This window comes from Glycomyces tritici (assembly GCF_030403505.1).
This window is the reverse complement of the sequence record NZ_JAUEMJ010000004.1, coordinates 23,298-43,548: the sequence shown is the minus strand read 5'-3', so window position 1 is coordinate 43,548 and position 20,251 is coordinate 23,298. Positions and strand designations below refer to the sequence as shown.

17 protein-coding genes are annotated in these 20,251 nt (G+C 69.3%); 5 read left to right on the top strand and 12 right to left on the bottom strand.

The genetic code is table 11. From position 1 onward, the window contains the following. Positions 1-17: 17 nt before the first annotated feature. A complete protein-coding gene (locus tag QWI33_RS14200; RefSeq protein WP_289957807.1) occupies positions 18-908 on the top strand; it encodes a hypothetical protein in 891 nt (296 codons plus the stop codon). A 37-nt stretch (positions 909-945) separates the two neighbouring features. Here QWI33_RS14200 and QWI33_RS14195 read toward each other — a convergent pair whose 3' ends face one another. The 10 genes from QWI33_RS14195 to QWI33_RS14150 all read right to left on the bottom strand — a co-directional run bounded on the left by QWI33_RS14195 (position 946) and on the right by QWI33_RS14150 (position 13,042). Continuing rightward, a complete protein-coding gene (locus QWI33_RS14195; protein ID WP_289957806.1) occupies positions 946-1,812 on the bottom strand; it encodes a PD-(D/E)XK nuclease domain-containing protein in 867 nt (288 codons plus the stop codon). A gap of 134 nt (positions 1,813-1,946) precedes the next feature. Then, positions 1,947-2,393 (bottom strand): hypothetical protein, encoded by a 447-nt coding sequence (locus QWI33_RS14190; protein ID WP_289957805.1) that lies wholly within the window; start codon positions 2,391-2,393, stop codon positions 1,947-1,949. A 249-nt stretch (positions 2,394-2,642) separates the two neighbouring features. After that, a complete protein-coding gene (locus QWI33_RS14185; RefSeq protein ID WP_289957804.1) occupies positions 2,643-3,761 on the bottom strand; it encodes a sulfite oxidase in 1,119 nt (372 codons plus the stop codon). A gap of 82 nt (positions 3,762-3,843) precedes the next feature. Continuing rightward, positions 3,844-6,378 (bottom strand): glycoside hydrolase family 2 protein, encoded by a 2,535-nt coding sequence (locus QWI33_RS14180; RefSeq protein ID WP_289957803.1) that lies wholly within the window; start codon positions 6,376-6,378, stop codon positions 3,844-3,846. Continuing rightward, positions 6,375-7,607: a mannose-6-phosphate isomerase, class I gene (gene manA / locus QWI33_RS14175; RefSeq protein ID WP_289957802.1), complete on the bottom strand. Its 1,233-nt coding sequence runs from the start codon at positions 7,605-7,607 to the stop codon at positions 6,375-6,377. Before manA ends, QWI33_RS14180 begins: the two co-directional genes overlap by 4 nt. A 389-nt stretch (positions 7,608-7,996) precedes the next feature. Continuing rightward, positions 7,997-8,938 carry an N-acetylglucosamine kinase gene (locus tag QWI33_RS14170; protein WP_289957801.1) on the bottom strand — a complete coding sequence of 314 codons (942 nt, stop codon included), beginning with the start codon at positions 8,936-8,938 and terminating at the stop codon, positions 7,997-7,999. After that, on the bottom strand, positions 8,935-9,888 hold the full coding sequence (locus tag QWI33_RS14165; protein ID WP_289957800.1) for a glycoside hydrolase family 113: 954 nt from the start codon (positions 9,886-9,888) through the stop codon (positions 8,935-8,937). The genes QWI33_RS14170 and QWI33_RS14165 overlap by 4 nt, the downstream gene beginning before the upstream one ends. Next, positions 9,885-10,742 carry a carbohydrate ABC transporter permease gene (locus QWI33_RS14160; RefSeq protein WP_289957799.1) on the bottom strand — a complete coding sequence of 286 codons (858 nt, stop codon included), beginning with the start codon at positions 10,740-10,742 and terminating at the stop codon, positions 9,885-9,887. Before QWI33_RS14160 ends, QWI33_RS14165 begins: the two co-directional genes overlap by 4 nt. Beyond that, complete coding sequence (locus tag QWI33_RS14155; protein ID WP_289957798.1) at positions 10,739-11,713, bottom strand: carbohydrate ABC transporter permease; 975 nt, start codon at positions 11,711-11,713, stop codon at positions 10,739-10,741. Before QWI33_RS14155 ends, QWI33_RS14160 begins: the two co-directional genes overlap by 4 nt. A 9-nt stretch (positions 11,714-11,722) precedes the next feature. Beyond that, positions 11,723-13,042, bottom strand: a complete 1,320-nt coding sequence (locus QWI33_RS14150) for an ABC transporter substrate-binding protein (protein WP_289957797.1) — start codon at positions 13,040-13,042, stop codon at positions 11,723-11,725. 273 nt (positions 13,043-13,315) lie between these two features. On the opposite strand from QWI33_RS14150, the gene QWI33_RS14145 reads away from it, so the two are divergent. Further along, positions 13,316-14,329 carry a LacI family DNA-binding transcriptional regulator gene (locus tag QWI33_RS14145; protein WP_289957796.1) on the top strand — a complete coding sequence of 338 codons (1,014 nt, stop codon included), beginning with the start codon at positions 13,316-13,318 and terminating at the stop codon, positions 14,327-14,329. Positions 14,330-14,491: 162 nt separating this feature from the next. Here QWI33_RS14145 and katG read toward each other — a convergent pair whose 3' ends face one another. Beyond that, positions 14,492-16,705: a catalase/peroxidase HPI gene (gene katG, locus QWI33_RS14140; protein WP_289957795.1), complete on the bottom strand. Its 2,214-nt coding sequence runs from the start codon at positions 16,703-16,705 to the stop codon at positions 14,492-14,494. Positions 16,706-16,946: 241 nt separating this feature from the next. On the opposite strand from katG, the gene QWI33_RS14135 reads away from it, so the two are divergent. The 3 genes from QWI33_RS14135 (at position 16,947) to QWI33_RS14125 (ending at position 19,517) form a co-directional block, all read left to right on the top strand. Further along, on the top strand, positions 16,947-17,174 hold the full coding sequence (locus QWI33_RS14135) for a hypothetical protein (protein ID WP_289957794.1): 228 nt from the start codon (positions 16,947-16,949) through the stop codon (positions 17,172-17,174). Between the two features lie 160 nt (positions 17,175-17,334). Further along, positions 17,335-18,042: a response regulator transcription factor gene (locus QWI33_RS14130; RefSeq protein WP_289957792.1), complete on the top strand. Its 708-nt coding sequence runs from the start codon at positions 17,335-17,337 to the stop codon at positions 18,040-18,042. Further along, complete coding sequence (locus tag QWI33_RS14125) at positions 18,039-19,517, top strand: sensor histidine kinase (protein ID WP_289957791.1); 1,479 nt, start codon at positions 18,039-18,041, stop codon at positions 19,515-19,517. The genes QWI33_RS14130 and QWI33_RS14125 overlap by 4 nt, the downstream gene beginning before the upstream one ends. Positions 19,518-19,524: 7 nt before the next feature. Here the strand turns inward: QWI33_RS14125 and bcp are convergent, their stop codons facing one another. Then, positions 19,525-19,998 carry a thioredoxin-dependent thiol peroxidase gene (gene bcp / locus QWI33_RS14120; RefSeq protein WP_289957790.1) on the bottom strand — a complete coding sequence of 158 codons (474 nt, stop codon included), beginning with the start codon at positions 19,996-19,998 and terminating at the stop codon, positions 19,525-19,527. Between the last annotated feature and the right edge of the window lie 253 nt (positions 19,999-20,251).

Below are 20,251 nucleotides of genomic sequence, written 5' to 3'. Positions count from 1 at the left end.
TCGCCGCTAGGAATGATATGGAAGGTTTCAGCCATCGCCAGTGGATTATCCTTGCGGCAGAAATAACTGCCACAGGGCTTCTAGGGCTGCTCCTGTTTCTCTTGGACGTAAAGGAGCTTGCTCAAATCACGTGGATAATTGGGTCTTTCCAGATCCTAGCGCGATACACACTCGCGCGTTCAGTCCGCGATGATTTGAAGGCTTTCTCCCAGAGAATCGACACGGAACTTGATACTATTCGTGGTCTTGCAAACGTTGTGGACACTACGGCCCATGCAAAGGCAGATTCATTGCGCCAGCTTTGCGACCTGTATTTCCGCACAATTGAACCAGAGTTTATGCGGGTCAAGGATAGGGTAGTTGAGGACGCCCGAATGGAGCTTGATCGGCTTGCTCATCAAAAGCGATCCGGAACGCTTTTCACAGGAGAATACTACAACTGGCTCCTGCCCATCCTACGCACTGCCACTCCGGATTCCGAAATTTGGGCCATATCAATGATGATGGACTGCGAATGGGACGACTCACCTGAAGAGCGTGAGTTCTTGAACCTAAACGTGGACGCAGTGGCTCGAGGCGTGCGGCTGTCGCGTATTTTTGTGTTCCCTCAAGCTGACTACGACAAGGTGCGAGTACTACCACCTGTCGTGCAGCAATGCGGAGCCGGCCCGTTGAGTAATATCCGATATGTGTTCAGGGAGCGTCTTCAACGCCTTGATCCGCAACTTCTGACCCGAGTTGGAGACGGCCTGATTGCAATCGGAAGTCGAGTTGCATTGATCGATGAACACTCTCACGATGGAACTGCTCGCGGATACGTAACGATGAATAATGCCGAGATTTCGCGATGCCGATCTGATTTCGACAATTTGCTGGCATACTCTGACAAGCTTGAACCTCTGCCCTAGGGAAAATATAGTAAAGCCGCAGATTAGCGAGTGCATTTCAGTTTGAAGTGCCGAATCTACCTAAGCGGCCAACGACTGTGCGGATCGGAAAGCGTGCGTCCGCCTGATTCAAGTCTGTTTCGAACGCCGTCGTATTGCCGACTCGATGGGTGGGGTCGTACACGTATATAAAAAGCCCCTTCGCCTCAGGGAACTTCTGGTACTGAACGATATCGACAAGAAGCTCATCGCGGAGCTTTTTAGCTGAGAGTCCTTGGCGAGTCATCTTGACTTCGATGGCGATCCGCTCTTTCTTGAGCCAAAAATCCATCCTATAGCCCGATCCCGCGAAGCTCGGGGCAGACTCTTCGTCGCGAACATCATCAAACTGCCCCTTCAGAATCAAGGACAGCACATCCTGAACGTCATATTCGTTCTTCATAACCCAGGCATCGTGGCGCCGGGTCTGCTCTCGAAGCTCTCTGAATACCTCGGGGAGTCGACGTCCCATCGCTTCAAGCTGACTCAAGGTCTTCTCGGGCCTGAGAACTTGGAAATCGTCGAGCTCCCGAAGTATGTCGCATTGCTCGCGAATCGGGTTAACGAAACGTGCTGGCAGCTGCTCATGCCAGCTTCCAGAAATGCTTTCAAGGCTCTTCTGGGTCCTGCTTACTCCCGGACGTTTATCGATGCCTTCGAGACACCGACGAATCTTTGGAAACATCATCGAACCCGTATATTCAGCGTCAAATCGTTTCCGCTGCTCGTCGCTGAGGTATCTGACCGCCGCAGCCTTCCACGGTGAGTAGAGCTCCCTCAACCGCTTCGAGTCTTCGTCGGGATCTCCGGGCGATTCGACCATCGCCTCGACCTGCACAACGATGCGTTCCGCCTCTTCAAGCAGTTCGGACACGTCCCATTCCATGCTCACGATTCGATAGTACCGAGCAGGGGTTGTCCGTCCGCTCAGAGCTTTGCCTGTTGGAGATCGCTGCCCCAGGGGCAACGGGGAGCAAGAAAGCCCCGGCTCGTCGGAGCCGGGGCTTTCACAGGAGAATCCTAAGCCTCTTTGAGCACCGTGAGTACCAACTGCGCAACCGCCTCATCCATCCGGTAGGAGCGTCCTACCTTCGTGAACGGCTTCTCCTTGACCCCGTGGGTGTTGCGCACTGCAAACCCAAAGGAGGACATGGACCCCGCGTACGTGTATCCCTCAAGGCCCGAGCGGCGCTGCACCACGTCAACGTCCACAGCCGGCGCATACTCGGCGATAATCCCCAGCACCTTCTTCGCGTTGGGCTGGAGGGCCTTGACATAGCGGTTCATCTTGGTCTTCGTCCAGCCGCCAGGGATCGGAGACGGAGTCGGTTCGTCGTCGATGACTGCTTCCTCGTCGTCGGGCTCGATGAACTCCTCGACGGAGCTCAGCCCGTATGCCCGAGCCACCGACAGTGCCACGTCGTAGGCGATGTCCTCTGTTGTGTCGAATTGGATCTGAATCTTCACTATGAACCTCTTAGTGACTATTCAGCGACCACTGTTAGTCGCTGTGATGACCAGTGTATCACTGAGAGGCACTGAGACTCACTATCGTGGACACGGGAAGGCGAAGGGTCCGTGCTCCACGGCACGGACCCTAGGGCCGTTATTGCTGGTCAAGGAGGCGTTGAGCGGTCGGGTCCGGCCTCGAAAGACCCCCGATAAGGTGCACCATCGAGAGGCCCTGAGCATTCGGGGCCTTTTTCGCTGTCCGCGTCAGTCCGGTTCGGCGCAGAGGACCGGGACGCGTTGGACGAGGTTGTTGGCGAAGCCGCCCCGGTTCCAGGGTTGCTCGAGGGGCTGGGTGCGGCCTTCGGCGTCGGTGGCCCGAGCGCACAGGACGTGGCTGCCGGGGGTGGCCGTCCAGGTGACATGCCAATGGCGCCAAGCCCAACGGTGGTCGGTGGGCGGTTCGAGGTTCGCGGGGCTCCAGGTCCGGCCCTCGTCGGTGCTGACGTCCACGGCGATGATGGGCGCCCGGCCGGACCAGGCGCGGCCTTCGAGCAGCACGTCGCCGGGGCTGACGACGCGGGAGCGGGACATGAAGTCGGGGAAGCCGGGCGGGATCATCAGCGCGCGCGGGGCGATCCGGGTGACCGGCGTGCCCTCCTCGTCCGGTTCCTGCCGGAGCCGGTAGGCCACGGTCTGCTGGAAGCCCGTGAACGGCTCCTCGGCGACGGTGATGTCGCGCAGCCATTTGACGTGCGCCATGCCGTACCAGCCGGGGACGACCAGCCGGAGCGGATGCCCGTGCTGCGGCGGCAGCGGCGCGCCGTTCATCGCGTAGGCGACGAGGACCTCGGGCGTGTGGCCAAGGGCCGTGTCCAGCGGGAGGGCGCGCTGGTAGTCCTGCTCGACGCCGCGCTCCACGCCGTGGTCGGCGCCGGTGAAGACCACGTCGACCGCGCCGTCCCGCACGCCGGCCTCACTGAGCAGTGCCCGCAGGGGCACGCCGGTCCAGTCCGCGGTGCCGACCGCTTCGAGCAGCCACGGCTGGCTCACCGGGCGGGGCGAGAGGAGCGCCCGCCCGTTCCCGGCGCACTCCATGGTGACGCGGGTGGTGACCGGATGGTGCGCCCGGAGCTCGGCCATGCCGAGGCACAGCGGGTGTTCCACGTGGCCGCCCACGGTCAGTTCCCAGGACGTGTCGTCGGGGACGTACGGGATGTCGTAGTGGGTGAGGACGTAGTGCATGCCTGGCGGGGTGAGGCTGTAGCGCAGGCCCTCGAGCGGCAGGCCGTGGTTGCGGGCGGCGAGCGAGAGCTCGTCCGGGCCGATGCCCTCGTCGGGCTCGGCCAGCCGTGCGGGTGAGCTGATGTCCTCGAAGCGGACCACGCCTCGATCGTACTGCTCAGGGGCCCGAAAAGGGCCGTGCTCAGCGCAAAGGCCAGGGCCCTCGCGCTGAGCACGCACGCGGTCAGAGCAGGTCGTTGGCGCAGCGGACGGCCGCCGCGAACGCGGCCGGGTCGGCGTCGCCGGTCGCGCTGACGCGGATCTCGGCGGTCTCTCCGGCGCGGAGGGTGACCATGCCGCGGTCGGGCTTCGCGCTCGGGTGGACGGTGTCGGCGAGGCAGTGCGCGTCGCGCACGAGGGAGGTCGCGGTCAGGCGCAGCAGGACCGTGTCGCCCTCGCCGACCGCTTCGACGCGCAGCGGCTTCGGGTCGAGTCGCTGGTCGACGACCTCGGCGGCGTAGCGGAACGCGGGGGCGAACCCGGAGCCGGGCTCGGCGACGGCGACGAGCGCTTCGGACGCCGGGTCGCCGAACGCGGCGACGTCCGCCGGCACCGCGAGCTGGGCGCTGCCGCGTGCGGGGACGCCGACCTGGAGCACGGCCTCGGCGAGCACGGTGCCGTCGAAGGTCTCGCGGGTCAGGGTGAACGCGCCCGCGTAGTCCTCGCCCGTGTCGTTGACGAGCACGAGGGCCAGGTGGTCGGGCGCGGGCTCGGTGCCCTCCCACGCGTTCGCCTGCGCCGCTTCGGAAGCGCGCGGCTGGAGCGTGGCCAGGCGCGGGGCGTAGGCGTCGCGCAGGGCGTGCCACATGGGCTTGCGGTGCTCGTTGAAGTCCACGGCCGCCCAGGAGACGACGGGCCAGTTGTCGTTGAGCTGCCACAGGATCGTGCCCGTGTTGTGCGGGGTGAGCGAGCGGCAGTGCTCGACGCCGAAGCGGATCGCGTGCGCCTGGTTGAGCTGCGTCGTCCAGTGCCAGTCCTGAATGGACTGCGGGTCGGGGAGGTGGCCCTGCCAGCCCCGTTCGAGCTTCGCGTTGCCCAGGTTCGCCTTCTGGTGCACGAGCATCTGCGGCCCGAACGGGTCGAGCGGCTCGTCGTGCACCACGGCGGTGAGGGTCGACCACGCGGGCGGGGCCTGGAACCCGAACTCAGAGAGGAAGCGCGGCTTGTACTCCGCGTACTTCGTGTAGTCCTCGCGGTTCCACACGTCCCAGATGTGCATGGTCCCGTAGCGCTCGTCGTTGGGGTGCCGGTAGTCCCCGAAGGAGTACGGGCTCGCGGGGGAGTACGGGCGGGTCGGGTCGAGCTCGGCCAGGAGGCCCGGCAGGACCTCGCTGTAGTAGGCGTCGCCCCAGCCGCGCTCGTCGACGCGGTGCGCCCACTCCCAGTCGACCGAGCCCCACGTGTTCTCGTTGTTGCCGTTCCAGAGCACGAGCGAGGGGTGGGGGCTGAGCCTCGTGACGTTCTCGCGGACCTCGGCCTCCACTTCGGACCTGGTCTGCGCGTCCTCGCTGTAGGCGGCGCAGGCGAACGGGAAGTCCTGCCAGACGAGCAGGCCGCGCTCGTCGGCGAGGTCGTAGAACGCATCGGCCTCGTAGATCCCGCCGCCCCACACCCGCAGCAGGTTCATGTTGGCGTCCAACGCGTCCGCGAAGCGGCGCGCGTACCGGTCGGCGTCGATCTCGGTGAGGAACGCGTGGTCAGGGATCCAGTTCGCGCCGCGCACGAGGACGCGTTCGCCGTTGACCCGCAGCAGGAACGGCGCGCCGCCCTCGTCGGGGGCGGTGTCGAGTCCGACGGTGCGGAAGCCGACCCGGCCGCGCCAGGCGGCATCGGCGGTGGCGGCTTCGACGCCGTACAGCGGCTGGTCGCCGTAGCCGACCGGCCACCAGCGGCGCACGTCCGGGACCCGCATCTCCACGATCGCCGAGGACGCGCCGGGCGCGACGGTGCCCGTGGCCCGGCGGGTTCCGCCGTCCGGGTCGGTCACCGTCACGGTGACCGGAACGGGCGCGTCGCCTTGGGCGCGTTCGATGTCGACATGCGCGGTGAGGACGCCGTCATGGCCGCCGCCGACGCGCTCGACCACGTCCACGAGGGGACGGACCGCGGCGACGCGGACGCCGGACCAGGATTCGAGGCCGATCGGCTTCCAGATCCCGGCTCCGGCGACGTCGATGCCCCAGTCCCACCCGAACGAGCAGGCCATCTTCCGGATCTGGTTGTACTCGTGGTGGTTCACGCGGGGCAGCGCGCCGTCGCGCTCGGCGCGGGCCTCGGTCTCGGGCACCGGCGCGGCGAACGCCACGGTGAGCGTGTTGGCGCCTTCGCGGAGCGCCTTGCGCACGTCCCAGCGGTAGCCGCGGTGCTGGTTCTCGGTGCGGCCGATCTCGATCCCGTTGAGCGACACGACGGCGACGGTGTCGAGTCCGTGCGCGACGAGGTCGTGGCGGGCCGAGCCGTCGTCGGTCCAGTCGAACGCCGTGGTGAATCGCCAGGCGGTGTCGCCGATCCACTGCTGCGCGGACTCGTTGTCCCCGTCGAACGGGTCGTCGATCAATCCGGCGCGGACCAGATCCAGGTGGGCCTCACCGGGAACGGCGGCCGGGATGCCGTCCGCGAGCGGCGCGGCGACCGCTTCGGGTGCGCCGGCGGCGAGGTCGGCGGCGGTGAGCGTCCAGCCCTCGTGGAGCGCGCGGAAGGTCGAAGGAAGGTCGGTCATCGCTGGTCCTCTTGGTGTTCGGGTGTCAGGTGGTGCCGGGTCGGCGGTGCGGCGACCGTGGCCAGGAAGACCTCGCCGCTGCCGGTGACCGTCACGGGCGACTCCTCCGGCGTGAGGTACCAGGCGGTACCGGGGGCGAAGTCGGTGCCGACGATCCGGCCGCGGCCGCTGGTCGCGAGTGCGATGGCCGGGCCGTCGAGGCGGATCGAGGCGGGCGCGGTGTCGAGGTCGAGCTGGTAGAGCGCGAAGTCGGGCACGTCCGGGCGGAACAGGCGCACTCCGGGCGCGGGGCGCTCGGGGTCGAGCCGCGGGACCGGCAGCGGGTCGCAGTCGAGCACGCGCAGCAGCTCCGGCACGTCGATGTGCTTGGCGGTGAGGCCGCCGCGCAGCACGTTGTCGGAGGCGGCCATGAGTTCGATGCCGACGCCGTCGAGGTAGGCGTGGATGTTCCCGGCCGGCAGGTACAGCGCCTCGCCGCGGTGCAGGCGCACCCGGTTGAGCAGGAGCGACACGGCCGCACCGGGATCGCCGGGGTAGGCGGCGGCGAGGTCGCGGACCGTGGCGAGCGGGGCGGGGCAGTCCGGGACGGTTGCTGCGAGGTGCACGATGCGGGCCACGGCCGGTCCGGCCTCGCCTCCGAGGAGCCACGCGACCGTGGAGCTGTAGCCGTCCTCGAGGTGTTTCGTGAACGCCCGCAGCGGTTCCGGCTCCGGATCGGCTGAGGCGGCGTCGAGTTCGACGATCGTGTCCAGGATCGAGCGGGCCTCGGCGACGGGCCGGAACCCGCACAGCGCGTCGAACGTCTCGCTCACGGCCACGATCAGCTCGGGCTTGTGGAACGGGTCCTTGTAGTTGCGGTCCGGGGCGTCGAGCGCGAGCCCGGCGGCGTTCTCGCGGGCGAAGCCCTCGGCCGCCTGCTCCGGGTTCGGATGGGCCTGGAGCGAGAGCGGGGAGCCGGCCGCGAGCACCTTGAGGAGGAACGGCAGGCGACCCCCGGCGGCGACGTGCGCTCCGAGAGCGCTCCCCGGATCCTGCGCGATCCACTCCCGGAGGTCGACGGCGCCGCCGGTCGCAGCCGGGTCGAGGACGCGCGCGGGCGAACCCGCATGGGCGCCCAGCCACAGCTCGGCTTCGGGGCCGCCCGCGGCCGGGCGGCCGAGCAGTGCCGAGATCCGGCCGACCGCGCCCCACGCGTACGGGCGGGGGCCGTTGTCGATGGGGATGAGCAAAGCCGTTGCCTCTCTTCAGGTTGTTGCGGAGTCGTCGTCAGGTCCGGTGATGCGGTGGCCGCGCTCGCGGTCCGGAGCGAGGGCGCCAGGCGTACCGGCTGCGCTGCGATGCCGGGCCGCGGGCACCAGCGCCGGCCGCACGGCTTTCGGCCGGAGGGGCCGGTATGCGGTGCTGCGGGCTGCGACCTGCAGCGTCGGCGTCAGGCGTACCGATCGCGCTGCGATGCCGGGCGTGCCGCCCGGTTCGCGCGGTGAACCGAGCGGTATGGCGGTCGGACCCCCGCCTCCCCGTTCCGGCTGCGCTGCAGAGCGAATGCGGCACTCAGGTCCGAGCCCCGCGCCGCCGAGGCCCCTTCGCTCCATCCCGTTCGGCATCGCCACCATGCTCCTCAGGCGTCGGCCTGCGGCACGCTCGCGGCGGCGATGCGTGCGGCGAGGGCGCTCGACTCGGCGACGTCCGGGAGCAGGCCCGCGCCGTCGAGCGGGTTCGATTCGCCCACGGCCACATCGGCTCCAGGGAGGCTCGCGCACACCTCGCGGGTGAACGCCTCGGCCAGCGCCGGGGCGGTGAAGACGCCGCCGATGCCCCGCACGCGCGGCCGTTCGGCGGCGTCTTCACCGGTGCGGCGCAGGCCCGCGAGGGCCGAGAGTGCGAGTTCGCGGCCCGCGGCGCCGAGGACGGCGGCGGCGACCGGATCGCCTTCGGCCGCAGCGGTGGTGACGGCGCGCGCGTACCCGGCGGTGCGGCGCACGCGGTCCGCGTCGGCCTGGAGTTCGAGGTACGCCCGCTCCAGGTCCGGGAAGTCGGCCCTGACCAGGTCGGTGAGTGCGGTGGCGTCGCCGCGGCCGTCGTGGGCGCGCATGACCGCGTCCAGGCCGGCCCGCCCGATCCAGTAGCCGCTGCCGGCGTCGCCGATGAGGTGGCCCCAGCCGTCGACGCGGGCGACCTCGGTGCGGCCCACCGCGAGTGTCACGACGCCGGTCCCGGCGGCGACCACGGCCCCGCGCCCGTCGCCGAGCGCGCCGAGGAACGCCGAGACCGAGTCGTGTGCGATGTGGACGGATCGCACGCCGCCGCGCCGGTACCGCTCGAGGAGCCCGGCCGCCTCGGCGTGCGCGGACTCCAGGCCCGAGACGCCGAGTGCGAGCCGCTCGAAGGCGTGGCCTTCGGCGACGGCCCGGTCGACCACGGCGGCGAGCTGCGGCAGGAGCGGGCCGTCGGTGCGGACGCCGGGGGCCGACCACTCGGTGGCGCGGTCCCCGTCCCGAAGGCGCACTTTGACACTGGTCTGCCCTGCGTCGATCGCCAGTGTCGCGGTCGCACCGTTCACCGGGCGGTCCTCTCGGTGTAGTGGCGGGCGATCACATCGGCCGCGGGCTTGGCGTAGGGGCAGTAGTCGTCGTTCGCGGCCGCTTCGTCCTCGGTGTAGAGACGCGGCGGCCAGTCCCAGAGCATGAACCCGCCGACCCACGGCCGGGCGTCGCACGCCGCGAACATGGCCTCGTAGTATCGCGCCTGCTCCTCGCCCGAAGGCGTCCCGGGCAGGGCCCAGTCGTTGGGCTTGTCGGGGGAGCCGGTGCGGGAGGGGCAGCCGGCCTCCATGAAGAAGAACGGCTTGCCCGCGGCGGCCACGGCCGGCTCGATGCGGTCGAGCTGGGCCTCCCAGCCGTCGATCGGGTAGTAGCCGGAGGAGGAGACCACATCGACGGCGTCCCACCAGGTGACGCGGTCCTCCTGGTACTTGTCGCAGTTGTAGGTGACGAGCCCGGAGTACACCTCGCGCACGTCGGCGATGAGCGCGCGCCACTCGGCCTCGCGGGCATCGGCGCGGACCATTTCGCATCCGACGCAGAGCATCTCGCAGGCCTCGGTTTCGGCGATGCGGGCCGCGTGCAGGATGAACTCCCGGTAGGACGCGAACCACTCGCCCCATGTCGGCTCGCCCGGCACGTCCTGGTCGAAGAAGCCGATGTGGGCGCGCCAGGTGCCGTCGCCGACGTTCACCACGGGCTTGAGGCAGACCTTGAGGCCGTGGGACTTCGCCTCGCGGATCGCCCACACCACCTCGTCGTCGCGGACCGTGGGCGCCTCGCGGAACGGCACCTCGGTCGATTGCGCGGTCTCCTGGACCGCGGCGTACGCGAGCGCGGTCCAGTTGGCGCCGATGCCGGTCATGGCGCGCATCGACTCGGCGGCCTCCGGGGCCGCCCAGGTCCCGCGCACGCCGGTCCAGCCCCAGGTCATACCCGCGACGTACGGGGCCAGAGGGTTCGCGGTCATTTCACGGCTCCCGAGGTGAGGCCCCTGTAGATCCACCGCTGGAGGAACAGGAACGCGATGAGGGTGGGGATGATGACGATGAGCGTCCCGGCCGAGATGACCTCCCACTGCGCGCCGAACGGCCCCTTGAAGCGGAACAGCGAGGTCGAGATCATGTCCTGCGAGGGCAGGTACAGGAACGGCGTGTAGAACTCGTTGTAGATCGCGATGCCCTTGATGATCACGACCGTGGCGATCGCCGGCCGCAGCAGCGGGAGCACGATCTTCCAGTAGATCGTCCACCGGTTCGCGCCGTCGATCATCGCGGCCTCGTCCAGGGACGGCGGGATGGCCTGCATGAACTGGATGAACAGGTAGATCGCGATGATGTCGGTGCCCATGAACAGCAGGATCAGGGCGGCCTTCGTGTCGTACAGCCCCATGCCGTTGATGACCTGGAACGTGGCGACCTGGCTCGTCACGCCCGGGACGAGCGTGGCGATGAGGAACAGGGCGAACACGAGCTTCTTGCCGCGGAACTCGAACCGGTCGAGGCCGTAGGCGGCCATGGTGCCGATGAAGATCGTGCCGGCGAGCGAGACGACGAGGACGATCCCGGTGTTGAGGATGCCTTCGAGCATCTTGCCGCTGTCGAAGGCGGTCACGAAGTTCGACAGGTTGAACCAGTTCGACGGCGGCGTCAGCGCACCGGTCGAGCCGTACTCCTCCGAGGTCTTCAGGCTCGCGAACAGCACGGTGACGAGCGGCAGGAGCGTGCACGCCGCGGCGATGACCAGGCTGAGGTACTTCGCGGTGCCGACGGTGGCCTTCTGCGCCTTCACGCCCGGCCGCGGGACATTGTGGATGGTGGTCATGTCAGGTCCACCTTCTCGTCGGGGAAGAGCTTGCGCTGCACGAAGGTCACCACGAGGACGATCGCGAGCAGGACGACGGCCATCGCGGAGGCGGTGCCCACCTGGCGGTGGGTGAACGCGGTCTGGATGGTCTGGATGACGAACGTGGAGGTGCCGTTCGCGCCGCCGGTCATGATGAACGGGATCTCGAAGACGCTGAGCGAGCCCGCGATCGAGAGCACGAAGCACAGGCCGATGATCCGGCGGATGCCCGGCAGGATGATCGCCCAGAACTGCTGCCACTTGTTGGCGCCGTCGAGCTCGGCCGCCTCGTAGATGTCGCTCGGGATCGACTGGATCGCACCGAGGAACAGCACGAAGTTCATGCCCATGTACCGCCACACGCTGGTGCCGGCGAGGGACCAGTTCGCGATCTCGGGGTCGCCGATCCACTGCGGCGGGTCGGTGAGGCCGAACCACGACAGGACCGTGTCGAGCGTCCCGTCCGGCTGGAACAGGTACAGGAACACGAACCCGATGGCGACGCCGTTGATGAGGTAGGGGAAGAACAGCACGCCGCGGAAGAAGTTCCTGAACTTCGTGTTGAAGCTCAGGATCGTCGCGAAGTACAGGGCCAGCCCGATCTGGAGGAACGAGGCCCCGAAGTAGTAGAGGCTGACGTAGAAGACCTCGAAGATGCGCGGGTCGGTGAAGACCTGCACGTAGTTCTCGAAGCCCACGTAGTTCAGGTCCTGGTCGAGGCCGTCCCAGTCGGTGACGCTGAAGTACAGCAGGTTCGCCGCGGGCCAGTACGTGAGCAGGATCAGCAGCGCCACGGCCGCCGCGATGAACAGGTACGGGGTGAGCTGGCGCCGCGTCTGCCTCCAGGTCCGCCGCCGGGCGGCCCCGGAGGGCCGCGCGGGGCGGCCCTCCGGGTGGAGGCGGTCGGCGCTGGTTTCCGCCGAGGCGGCACCGGTTGCGTTGATCGCCATGGGGTTTCCTTAGCCCGCGACCCGTTCGACCGACTCGCCCCAGCGGGCGTTCAGGTCGGCGAAGACGCTCTCCTTGTCGCCGTCGGCGGCGCCGCGGGCGACGTCGACGAGCTCCTGGCGGTAGATGTTGCCGAACAGGTCGACCTGCGAGTCGCTGGAGACCTCGTTGAGCAGGCCCTCCTCACCGGCGGGGGCGGCGTTCATCTCCATGAGCTGGACGCCGTTCTCCTCGAGGCCGGCCAGGTTCTCGGGCAGCGGGTCGGCCTTCACGGTGGAGATCATGGCCTCGTTCTCGGCGAAGCCCGACTCCTCGATGAACCACTGGATCCAGGCCCAGGCCGCGGCCTTGGACTCGGAGTGGCGGCTGACGGCGAGGTTGTAGTCGCCGCCGATGACCGCGTGCTGGGTGCCGTCGACGTTCGAGGGGAACGCCATGTAGCCGATGTCGTCGGCGGAGGCGCCGTTGGCCTCGGCGGCGGCCTGCATCTGCGAGATCGCCCAGGAGCCGAGGGTCATCGTGCCGATCTTGCCGGTCGCGATGTCGATCTTGGACTGCTCCCAGTTCGTGGTCAGCGGGTCCTCTTCGGTCAGGCCCGCGGCGACGGCGTCGTAGAGCAGGCCGTCGATCGCGTACATGTCCTTGCCCTCGGTCCAGGGCGCGGTGTCCTTCGCCATCTCGCTGGAGGCGTCGGGGTTGGCGGTGACGCCGCCGAGGTTCCCGAAGGACTGGCCGAGGGGCCAGCCGTCCTTGTAGTTGGTGTACATCGGGATGGCGTCGGTGTTGTCCTTGACCTGCTGCAGCGCGGCGATGAACGCCTCAGGGGTGGTGGGCAGCTCGGTGATCCCGGCCTGCTCGAAGACGCGCTTGTTGTAGAGGACGCCGTTCGCGTTGCCGCCGATGGCGAGCCCGTACTGGGTCCCGTCGTAGGAGGCGCCGTTGAGGAACCGGTGGGTCTCCTCGAACTCGGCCTTCTCGCCGAGCGGCTCGAGGAACTGCTCGAACTGGTCGGGCTGGATCGCGGCCGGGATGCCGATGACGTCGCCGTAGTTGTCGCTGCTGAGGCGGGTGGTCATCTCGCCGGCGTAGTCGGTGATGCCTTCGACTTCGACCGAGACGTCCGGGTACTGCTCCTCGAACGCCGCGATGTACTCGTCGAACTTGCCGTTCTCGACGAGGTCGGTGCGCCAGGTGATGATCTTGAGGTCACCCTTCACCTCGCCGTCGATCGTGTTTGAGGGGTCGTTGTCGGCGGCGCCGCCGGTGCAACCGCTCAGAGCGATCGCGGCGGCGGCGAAGGTCGCGACACCGGCCAATGCCTTCTTTGTCATGAGGGACTCCTTGTCGGGTTCTTCATTGAACTGCTCCGCGCGGCCGTTCAAGCGGAGCTCCCGAAAGCCTAGGTTCTGAACCGGTTAATCGCAAGTTCATGTCAACGCTGTCTTGTTATCGATCGGTGACCTGGGTGACCTCTATCCCAGCGTTGAGCTGGTGATTCATTTCAGTCGGGCGGCAATGATTTCGTCGAAACTTGTTCGACTGTCCGACGATGGACATCGCTGAACTTGACCGGGTAAGCTCAACTTTCAGGGGAGGAGGCCGGTATGGCGGTGCAGCAGCGAGCGACGGTCGAGGACGTCGCGAGGCTCGCGGGGGTCAGCTCGAAGACCGTGTCGCGGGTGTTCGGGAACCGGGACCTCGTCGCCCCCGCGACGGTGGAGCGGGTCCTCGACGCCGCCAAGCGGCTGCGGTTCCGGCCGAACTCGCTGGCGCGGACCCTGCGCCGCGGCGGCGGCACCGACACCATCGGCTTCGTCATGGGCGAGCTCGGCAACCCGTTCTACTACGGGATCGCCTCCGGGATCGAGCAGGAGGCCTCGCGCAACGGGAACGCGCTCGTCGTCGCCACCACAGGGGACACCCCGGACGGCGAGGAGCGGGTGGTCGACGCCCTGCTCGCGCAGCGGGTCGGCGCGCTCCTGCTGGTGCCAGTCGCCGCCGACCAGTCCTACCTCGAAGGGGAGCGGCACCTGGGGACGCCGGTGATCGCCATCGACCGGCCCGCCCGCAACCTGGTGGCCGACGCGATCGTGCTCGCCAACCGCAGCGGGGTCTTCGACGCGGCCTCGCGGCTGCTCGCCCGGGGCCACCGCCGGATCGGCTACGTGTGCAACCCGGCCGCGGTCCGGGCTCAGGCCGAGCGGGTGCAGGGGTACCGGGAGGCCATGGCCGCGTACGGCATCGGCGGCACCGAGCGCTGGGAGCGGCTCGTGGACGACCCGCGCGCCGCACCGGAGCGGATCGTGGCGGACCTGCTCTGCGGCGAGGACCCGCCGACCGCGCTCATCACCGGGAACAACCGGATGACGATCGGCGCGCTGCGCGCCATGCGCGGCCTCGGTGAGGACGTGCCCGCCCTCATCGGCTTCGACGACTTCGACACCGCGGACGTGCTCGGGGTCAGCGTCGTCTCCCACGACCCGGTCGAACTCGGCCGCCGCGCGGCCCGGCTCGCGATCGAGCGCATCGGCGACCCGCTCGGGTTCACCAGGCGCATCGAACTGCCGACCCGCTTCATCGAGCGGGGTTCGGGGGAGCGCCCGCCGCGGGGCGCTTGAGCCCGGCACGAGCCGCCGGTCGTCCGGGCCCGCCTGACGTCCGCAAGACGGATCGTTCCGCTCGACGCCTTCGTCCGTCCGGGACGCGCTCCGACCGGCCCGGCCGCCCCGAACGCAGGCGGCCCCCGGCGGGTCGCCGGGGGCCGCTGCACGCGCTGCGCGTCAGCGCAGGTCGAAGCGGTCCAGGTCCATCACCTTCGCCCAGGCGGCGACGAAGTCGCGGACGAAGTGCTCCTCGGCGTCGTCGGCCGCGTACACCTCGGCGACGGCCCGGAGCTCCGCGTTGGAGCCGAACACGAGGTCCACGCGGGACCCGGTCCATCGCACCGCGCCGGTGGCGCGGTCGCGGCCCTCGTACGTCTGCGAGTCGTGCCCCGCAGGCTCCCAGTCGATGTCGAGCGAGAGCAGGTTCCGGTAGTAGTCGTTCTGGAGCGTCCCGGGCCGGTCGGTGAGGACGCCGACGGGCGAGTCCTCGACGTTCGCGCCCAGCACGCGCAGGCCGCCGATGAGGACGGTCATCTCAGGGACCGTGAGCCCCAGCAGGTTCGACCGGTCGACCAGCAGGTACTCGGCGGGGAGCGGGTGGTCCTTGCCGAGGTAGTTGCGGAAGCCGTCCGCGGTGGGCTCCAGCGGCGCGAACGAATCCACGTCGGTCTGCTCCTGCGACGCGTCGACCCGGCCGGGCGAGAACGGCACCTCGACCTGGTGCCCGGCGAGCTGCGCGGCGCGCTCGACCGCCGCCGAGCCGCCCAGGACGATCAGGTCCGCGAGCGAGACGCCCTTGCCGCCGCCACCGCCGTTGAACGCCTCCTGCACCCCTTGGAGCGCGCGGAGCACCGCGGCCAGCGACCCGGGTTCGTTGACCTCCCAGTCCTTCTGCGGCTCGAGCCGGATGCGGGCGCCGTTCGCGCCGCCGCGCTTGTCGCTGCCGCGGAACGTGGACGCCGACGCCCAGGCGGCGGCCACGAACTGCCGCAGGCTCGGGCCCGACCCGAGGATGCGCTCCTTGAGCTGCGCGATGTCGTCGGCGTCGATCGGCTCCCATGACGGAGCGGGCAGCGGGTCCTGCCACAGGAGCTGCTCGGCGGGGACCTCCGGGCCCCGGTAGCGAATGATCGGCCCCAGGTCGCGGTGGGTGAGTTTGAACCACGCGCGCGCGAACGCGTCCGCGAGCTCGTCCGGGTGCTCCAGGAAGCGCCGCGAGATCGCCTCGTACACCGGGTCGAACCGCAGCGAGAGGTCGGTGGTGAGCATCGTCGGCGCGTGGCGCTTGGCCGGGTCGTGCGCGTCCGGGACGGTGCCCTCGCCCGCGCCGTCCTTCGGCCGCCACTGGTGCGCGCCGGCAGGGCTCTGCACCAGCTCCCACTCGTAGCCGAACAGGATCTCCAGGAAGCTGTTGTCCCAGGTGATCGGGGTGTTGGTCCAGATCCCCTCGAGACCGCTGGTGATCGTGTCGTTGCCTTTGCCGGTGCCGTGCGAGTTGGCCCAGCCCAGGCCCTGCGCCTCGAGCGGCGCGGCCTCGGGCTCGGGGCCGAGGTGCTCTTCGGGAGCGGCGCCGTGGGTCTTGCCGAACGTGTGGCCGCCGACGATGAGCGCGACGGTCTCCTCGTCGTTCATCGCCATGCGCCGGAACGTCTCGCGGATGTCGCCGGCCGACTCGACCGGGTCGGGATTGCCGCCCGTGCCCTGCGGGTTCACGTAGATGAGGCCCATCTGGGCCGCGGCGAACGCGTCCTCGATCTGCCGGTCCTCGCCGCGGCGCTGGTCGTCGAGCCAGTCGGATTCGGGACCCCAGTAGATGTCCTCGTCGGCCTCCCACGCGTCGACCCGGCCGCCGCCGAACCCGAAGGTCCGCAGGCCCATCGACTCCAGGGCCACGTTCCCGGTGAGGATGAGCAGGTCGGCCCAGGAGAGGCTGCGGCCGTACTTCTGCTTGACCGGCCACAGGAGCCGCCTGGCCTTGTCGAGGCTGATGTTGTCCGGCCAGCTGTTGAGCGGCGCGAACCGCTGCTGGCTGGTACCGGCGCCACCGCGCCCGTCGCTGATGCGGTAGGTGCCGGCGCTGTGCCAGGCCATGCGGATGAACAGCGGGCCGTAGTGCCCGAAGTCCGCCGGCCACCAGTCCTTGGAGTCGGTCATGACCGCTTCGATGTCGCGCTTGACCGCGGGGAGGTCGAGGGACTCGAACGCCGCGCCGTAGTCGAAGTCGGTGCCGAACGGGTCGCGCACGGACGGGTTCTTCGCGAGGAGCTTGAGGTTGAGCCGGTCGGGCCACCAGCCCCGATTGCCGCCGCCTTGGACGGGGAGGAGGGCGCGGCTGTGCTGCACGGGACAGCCGCCGGTCTCCTGGTCGTTCGCTTCTTGCTTGGCAGACATGGGAATCCTTCCGCATGGACGCGTCGGGGAGCCCAGTGCTCGGTTGAGGGAGCCCCCCATGAGGTCATACCATCACAATGCCTACTTAAGCCTGAAATCGCCCCACGGATACCGGCCGATTCGAGCCCTGGAACCGGAGAACCCGTTCGGGGGCAAATCGGACATCGATCGTTGCAGTCGCGTCCGGTCCGGTTCACCTCCGGTTCGCCTCCAGGACGCCTGCGGCATGGACGGTCATGGCATGAACGCCGCTGACAACGCCGACCTCGCACGCGTCGCCGCCCTCGCCCTCGCGGTCCAGCGGGCGGGCCTGCTGCCGCAGGAGGAGCAGGCCGCGCTCCTCGACCGGTACCGGCGCCTGCGCGACCACGTGCTGCGCACCGGCACGGCCGAGACCGTCCAGCGGCTCCTGGAGTTCGACGAGGCCGCCGGGCCCCGACCGCCGGTGCTCACCCGGCTGCGCTCATGAAACCGCGCCCATGAAACCGCGCTCATAAGCGCCGATACGACGGCGCTCATAGATCCGCGCCCACGAGGGCGCGACTCTTACCGTTCTTTGAGCTGGCTCCCAGCGCCGCTGCGGTCCGCCTCGGTAGACATGGCCGGTACGCAGCGCCGAAGGAGTCCAGGTGACCGAAGCGACCGAGCCCAAAGACCGCGTCCTCGTCGTCGACGACGAGGAGAACATCGGCGCGCTCCTGTCCGCCACCCTCCGCCTCACCGGCTTCGAGGTCGACGTCGCCCGCGACGCCGCCGAGGCCCTCCGGGCCGCCGACCGGTTCGAGCCCGACCTCGTGATCCTCGACGTCATGCTCCCGGACATGGACGGCTTCGAGGTCGCCCGCCGCCTGCGCGCCGCCCGCGACCTGCCCGTCCTCTTCCTCACCGCCCGCGATGCGGTGCGCGACCGCGTCACCGGCCTCACCGTCGGCGGCGACGACTACGTGACCAAGCCCTTCGACCTCGAAGAGGTCGTCCTCCGGGTCCAGGCCGTCCTGCGCCGCGCCAAGGCCCCCGCCCCGCCCGATGACCACGTGCTCCGCTACGCCGACCTCGAACTCGACGAAGCAGTCCACGAGGTCCGCCGCGGCGGCCGGCCCGTCGAGCTCTCGCCCACCGAGTTCAAGCTCCTGCGCTACCTCATGCTCAACGCCGGCAAGGTCGTGAGCAAGTCCCAGATCCTCGACCGGGTCTGGAACTACGACTTCGGCGGCAACGGCCGCATCGTCGAGTCCTACGTCTACTACCTGCGCAAGAAGATCGACCAGGTCGAACCCGCGCTCATCCAGACCGTGCGCGGCTTCGGCTACGCCCTCAGGGAACCGCGGTCGAAGTGAAGCAGCCCCGGCGCTGGCGGCACTGGACCGTCCGCTCCCGCATGGCGTTCACCATCGTGACGCTGTGCGCGCTGGCGCTGGCCGCGGCGGTCCTGGCCGCCACGCTCCTGCTGCAGAACGTGCTCACCGACCGGATCGACTCGCAGCTGCGGACCGCCGCGACGGCGATGCGCGACGAGGCGCCGCCGACCGGGCAGGACGACGGGTTCGAGCCGCCGGGGCCGCAGCCGGGGATGCCGGACGCGCCGCGGGTCTACGTCTACGACGCGGACGGCTCGCTGGTCCACGCGTTCGGTGTCGACGACGCCGCCGCGCTCACCGGCCTGGGCGGCCTCGCCGCGAGCACCGGCGAGGCGACCACGGTCGAGGACGTGGACGGGAACTCCTGGCGCGTCCTCGTCGAAGAAGGCGACGCGGCGGGCACGTACGTGGTCTACGCCCTGTCCTCGGAGTACATCAGCGCGGCCACGGAGTCGCTGCTGCTCATCGGCGGCGGCGTGACGCTCGCGATCCTGCTGCTGCTCGCCGTGAGCGCGTTCTGGGTCGCGCGGCTGGGCCTGCGCCCGCTCGACCGGATGCAGGCGACCGCGGACGCGATCGCCGAAGGCCGCCTCGATGCGCGCGTCACCGACACCGACCCGCACACCGAGACCGGGCGGCTCGGCGCGGCGCTCAACACGATGCTCGCCCGCATCCAGGCGGCGCTCGACGCCAGCGCCGCCTCCGAGGCGCGCCTGCGGCAGTTCCTCGCGGACGCCTCGCATGAACTGCGGACCCCGCTGACCTCGATCAAGGGGTTCGCGCAGCTGTACCGGCGCGGCGGGGTGCCGCCGGGGCCGGTGCTGGACGAGACGATCGGGCGGATCGAGGCCGAGTCCAAGCGGATGGGGCTGCTGCTGGACGACCTGATGCTGCTCGCGTCCCTGGACCGGCGGCGGCCGCTGAGCCGCGGGCCGGTCGACCTGCTCGGCGTCGCCGCGGACGCGGTCGGGGACGCGCACCTGCGCGAACCGGGCCGGTTCATCGCGCTCGAATCCCTGCACGGCTCCGACGACGACCTGCTCGAAGCGGTCGACGTCATGGGGGACGAGCCGCGGCTGCGCCAGGTCCTGACGAACCTCGTGGCCAACGCGCTGCGGCACACCCCGTCCGACGCGCGGATCACCGTGCGCCTGGGCTGGAGCGCGGACCTCGAAGGGCCGCGGTGCCTCGCGCAGGTCGGCGAGGTCCCGGCGCTGCCGGCGGCCGTGGTCGAGGTGGCGGACACCGGGCCGGGGGTCGCGCCCGAGCACGCCGCAGGGGTGTTCGAGCGGCTGTACCGGGTCGACCAGGGCCGCACCCGCGGCGCCGAAGGCGGCTCAGGGCTGGGTCTGTCGATCGTCGCGGCCATCGTGGCCGGTCACGGCGGCTGCGTGCGCCTGTGCGAGACGCCCGGCGGCGGAGCGACGTTCCGAGTGGTCCTGCCGCGGAGCTGACCCGGGTCTACTCGGGGAGGCCGAGCTGCTTCTTCAGGCGCGCGACGTGGCCGGTGGCCTTCACGTTGTACTGCGCGAGCTCGATGTCGCCGTGCTCGTCGATGACGAACGTGGAGCGGACGACGCCGACGATCGTGCGGCCGTAGTTCTTCTTCTCGCCCCACGCGCCGTACTCCTCGAGCACCTTGTGCTCGGGGTCGGACAGGAGCGGGAAGGTCAGGCCGTCGCGCTCGACGAACTTGGCCAGGGCCTCCGGGGCGTCGGGGGAGATCCCGAGCACCGCGTAGCCGGCGTCCTGCAGACCGGTGAGGCTGTCGCGGAAGTCGCAGGCCTCCTTGGTGCAGCCGGGCGTCATGGCCTTCGGATATGCGAACAGGATCACCTTGCGGCCCTGGAGGCTCGACAAGGTCACAGGGTCGCCGGTGTCGGTGGTCAGCGTGAAGTCAGGCGCCGTCTCACCAGGCTGAAGTCGTACGTTCACAGGTCGCAACCCTACCGGTCGTCCCTGACAATCGCCTGGGAGCACGCTTGACGGTCCCTGTCCGGCGGCGGGCGGCTTCCCGACACTTCCCGGTCCGGGTTGACGACGAGAGAGCGGCTATTGCAAAATAATTGCAATAGCCTCACCGTGGGCTGTTGATTCCGCGCGTGGGCGCCTTGCATCCGGCAGGGCGGCCGCCACCACCGCCCCGGCCCGCCCCAGGCCCCCACAACCAGTCGAAAGGCGGCACTGC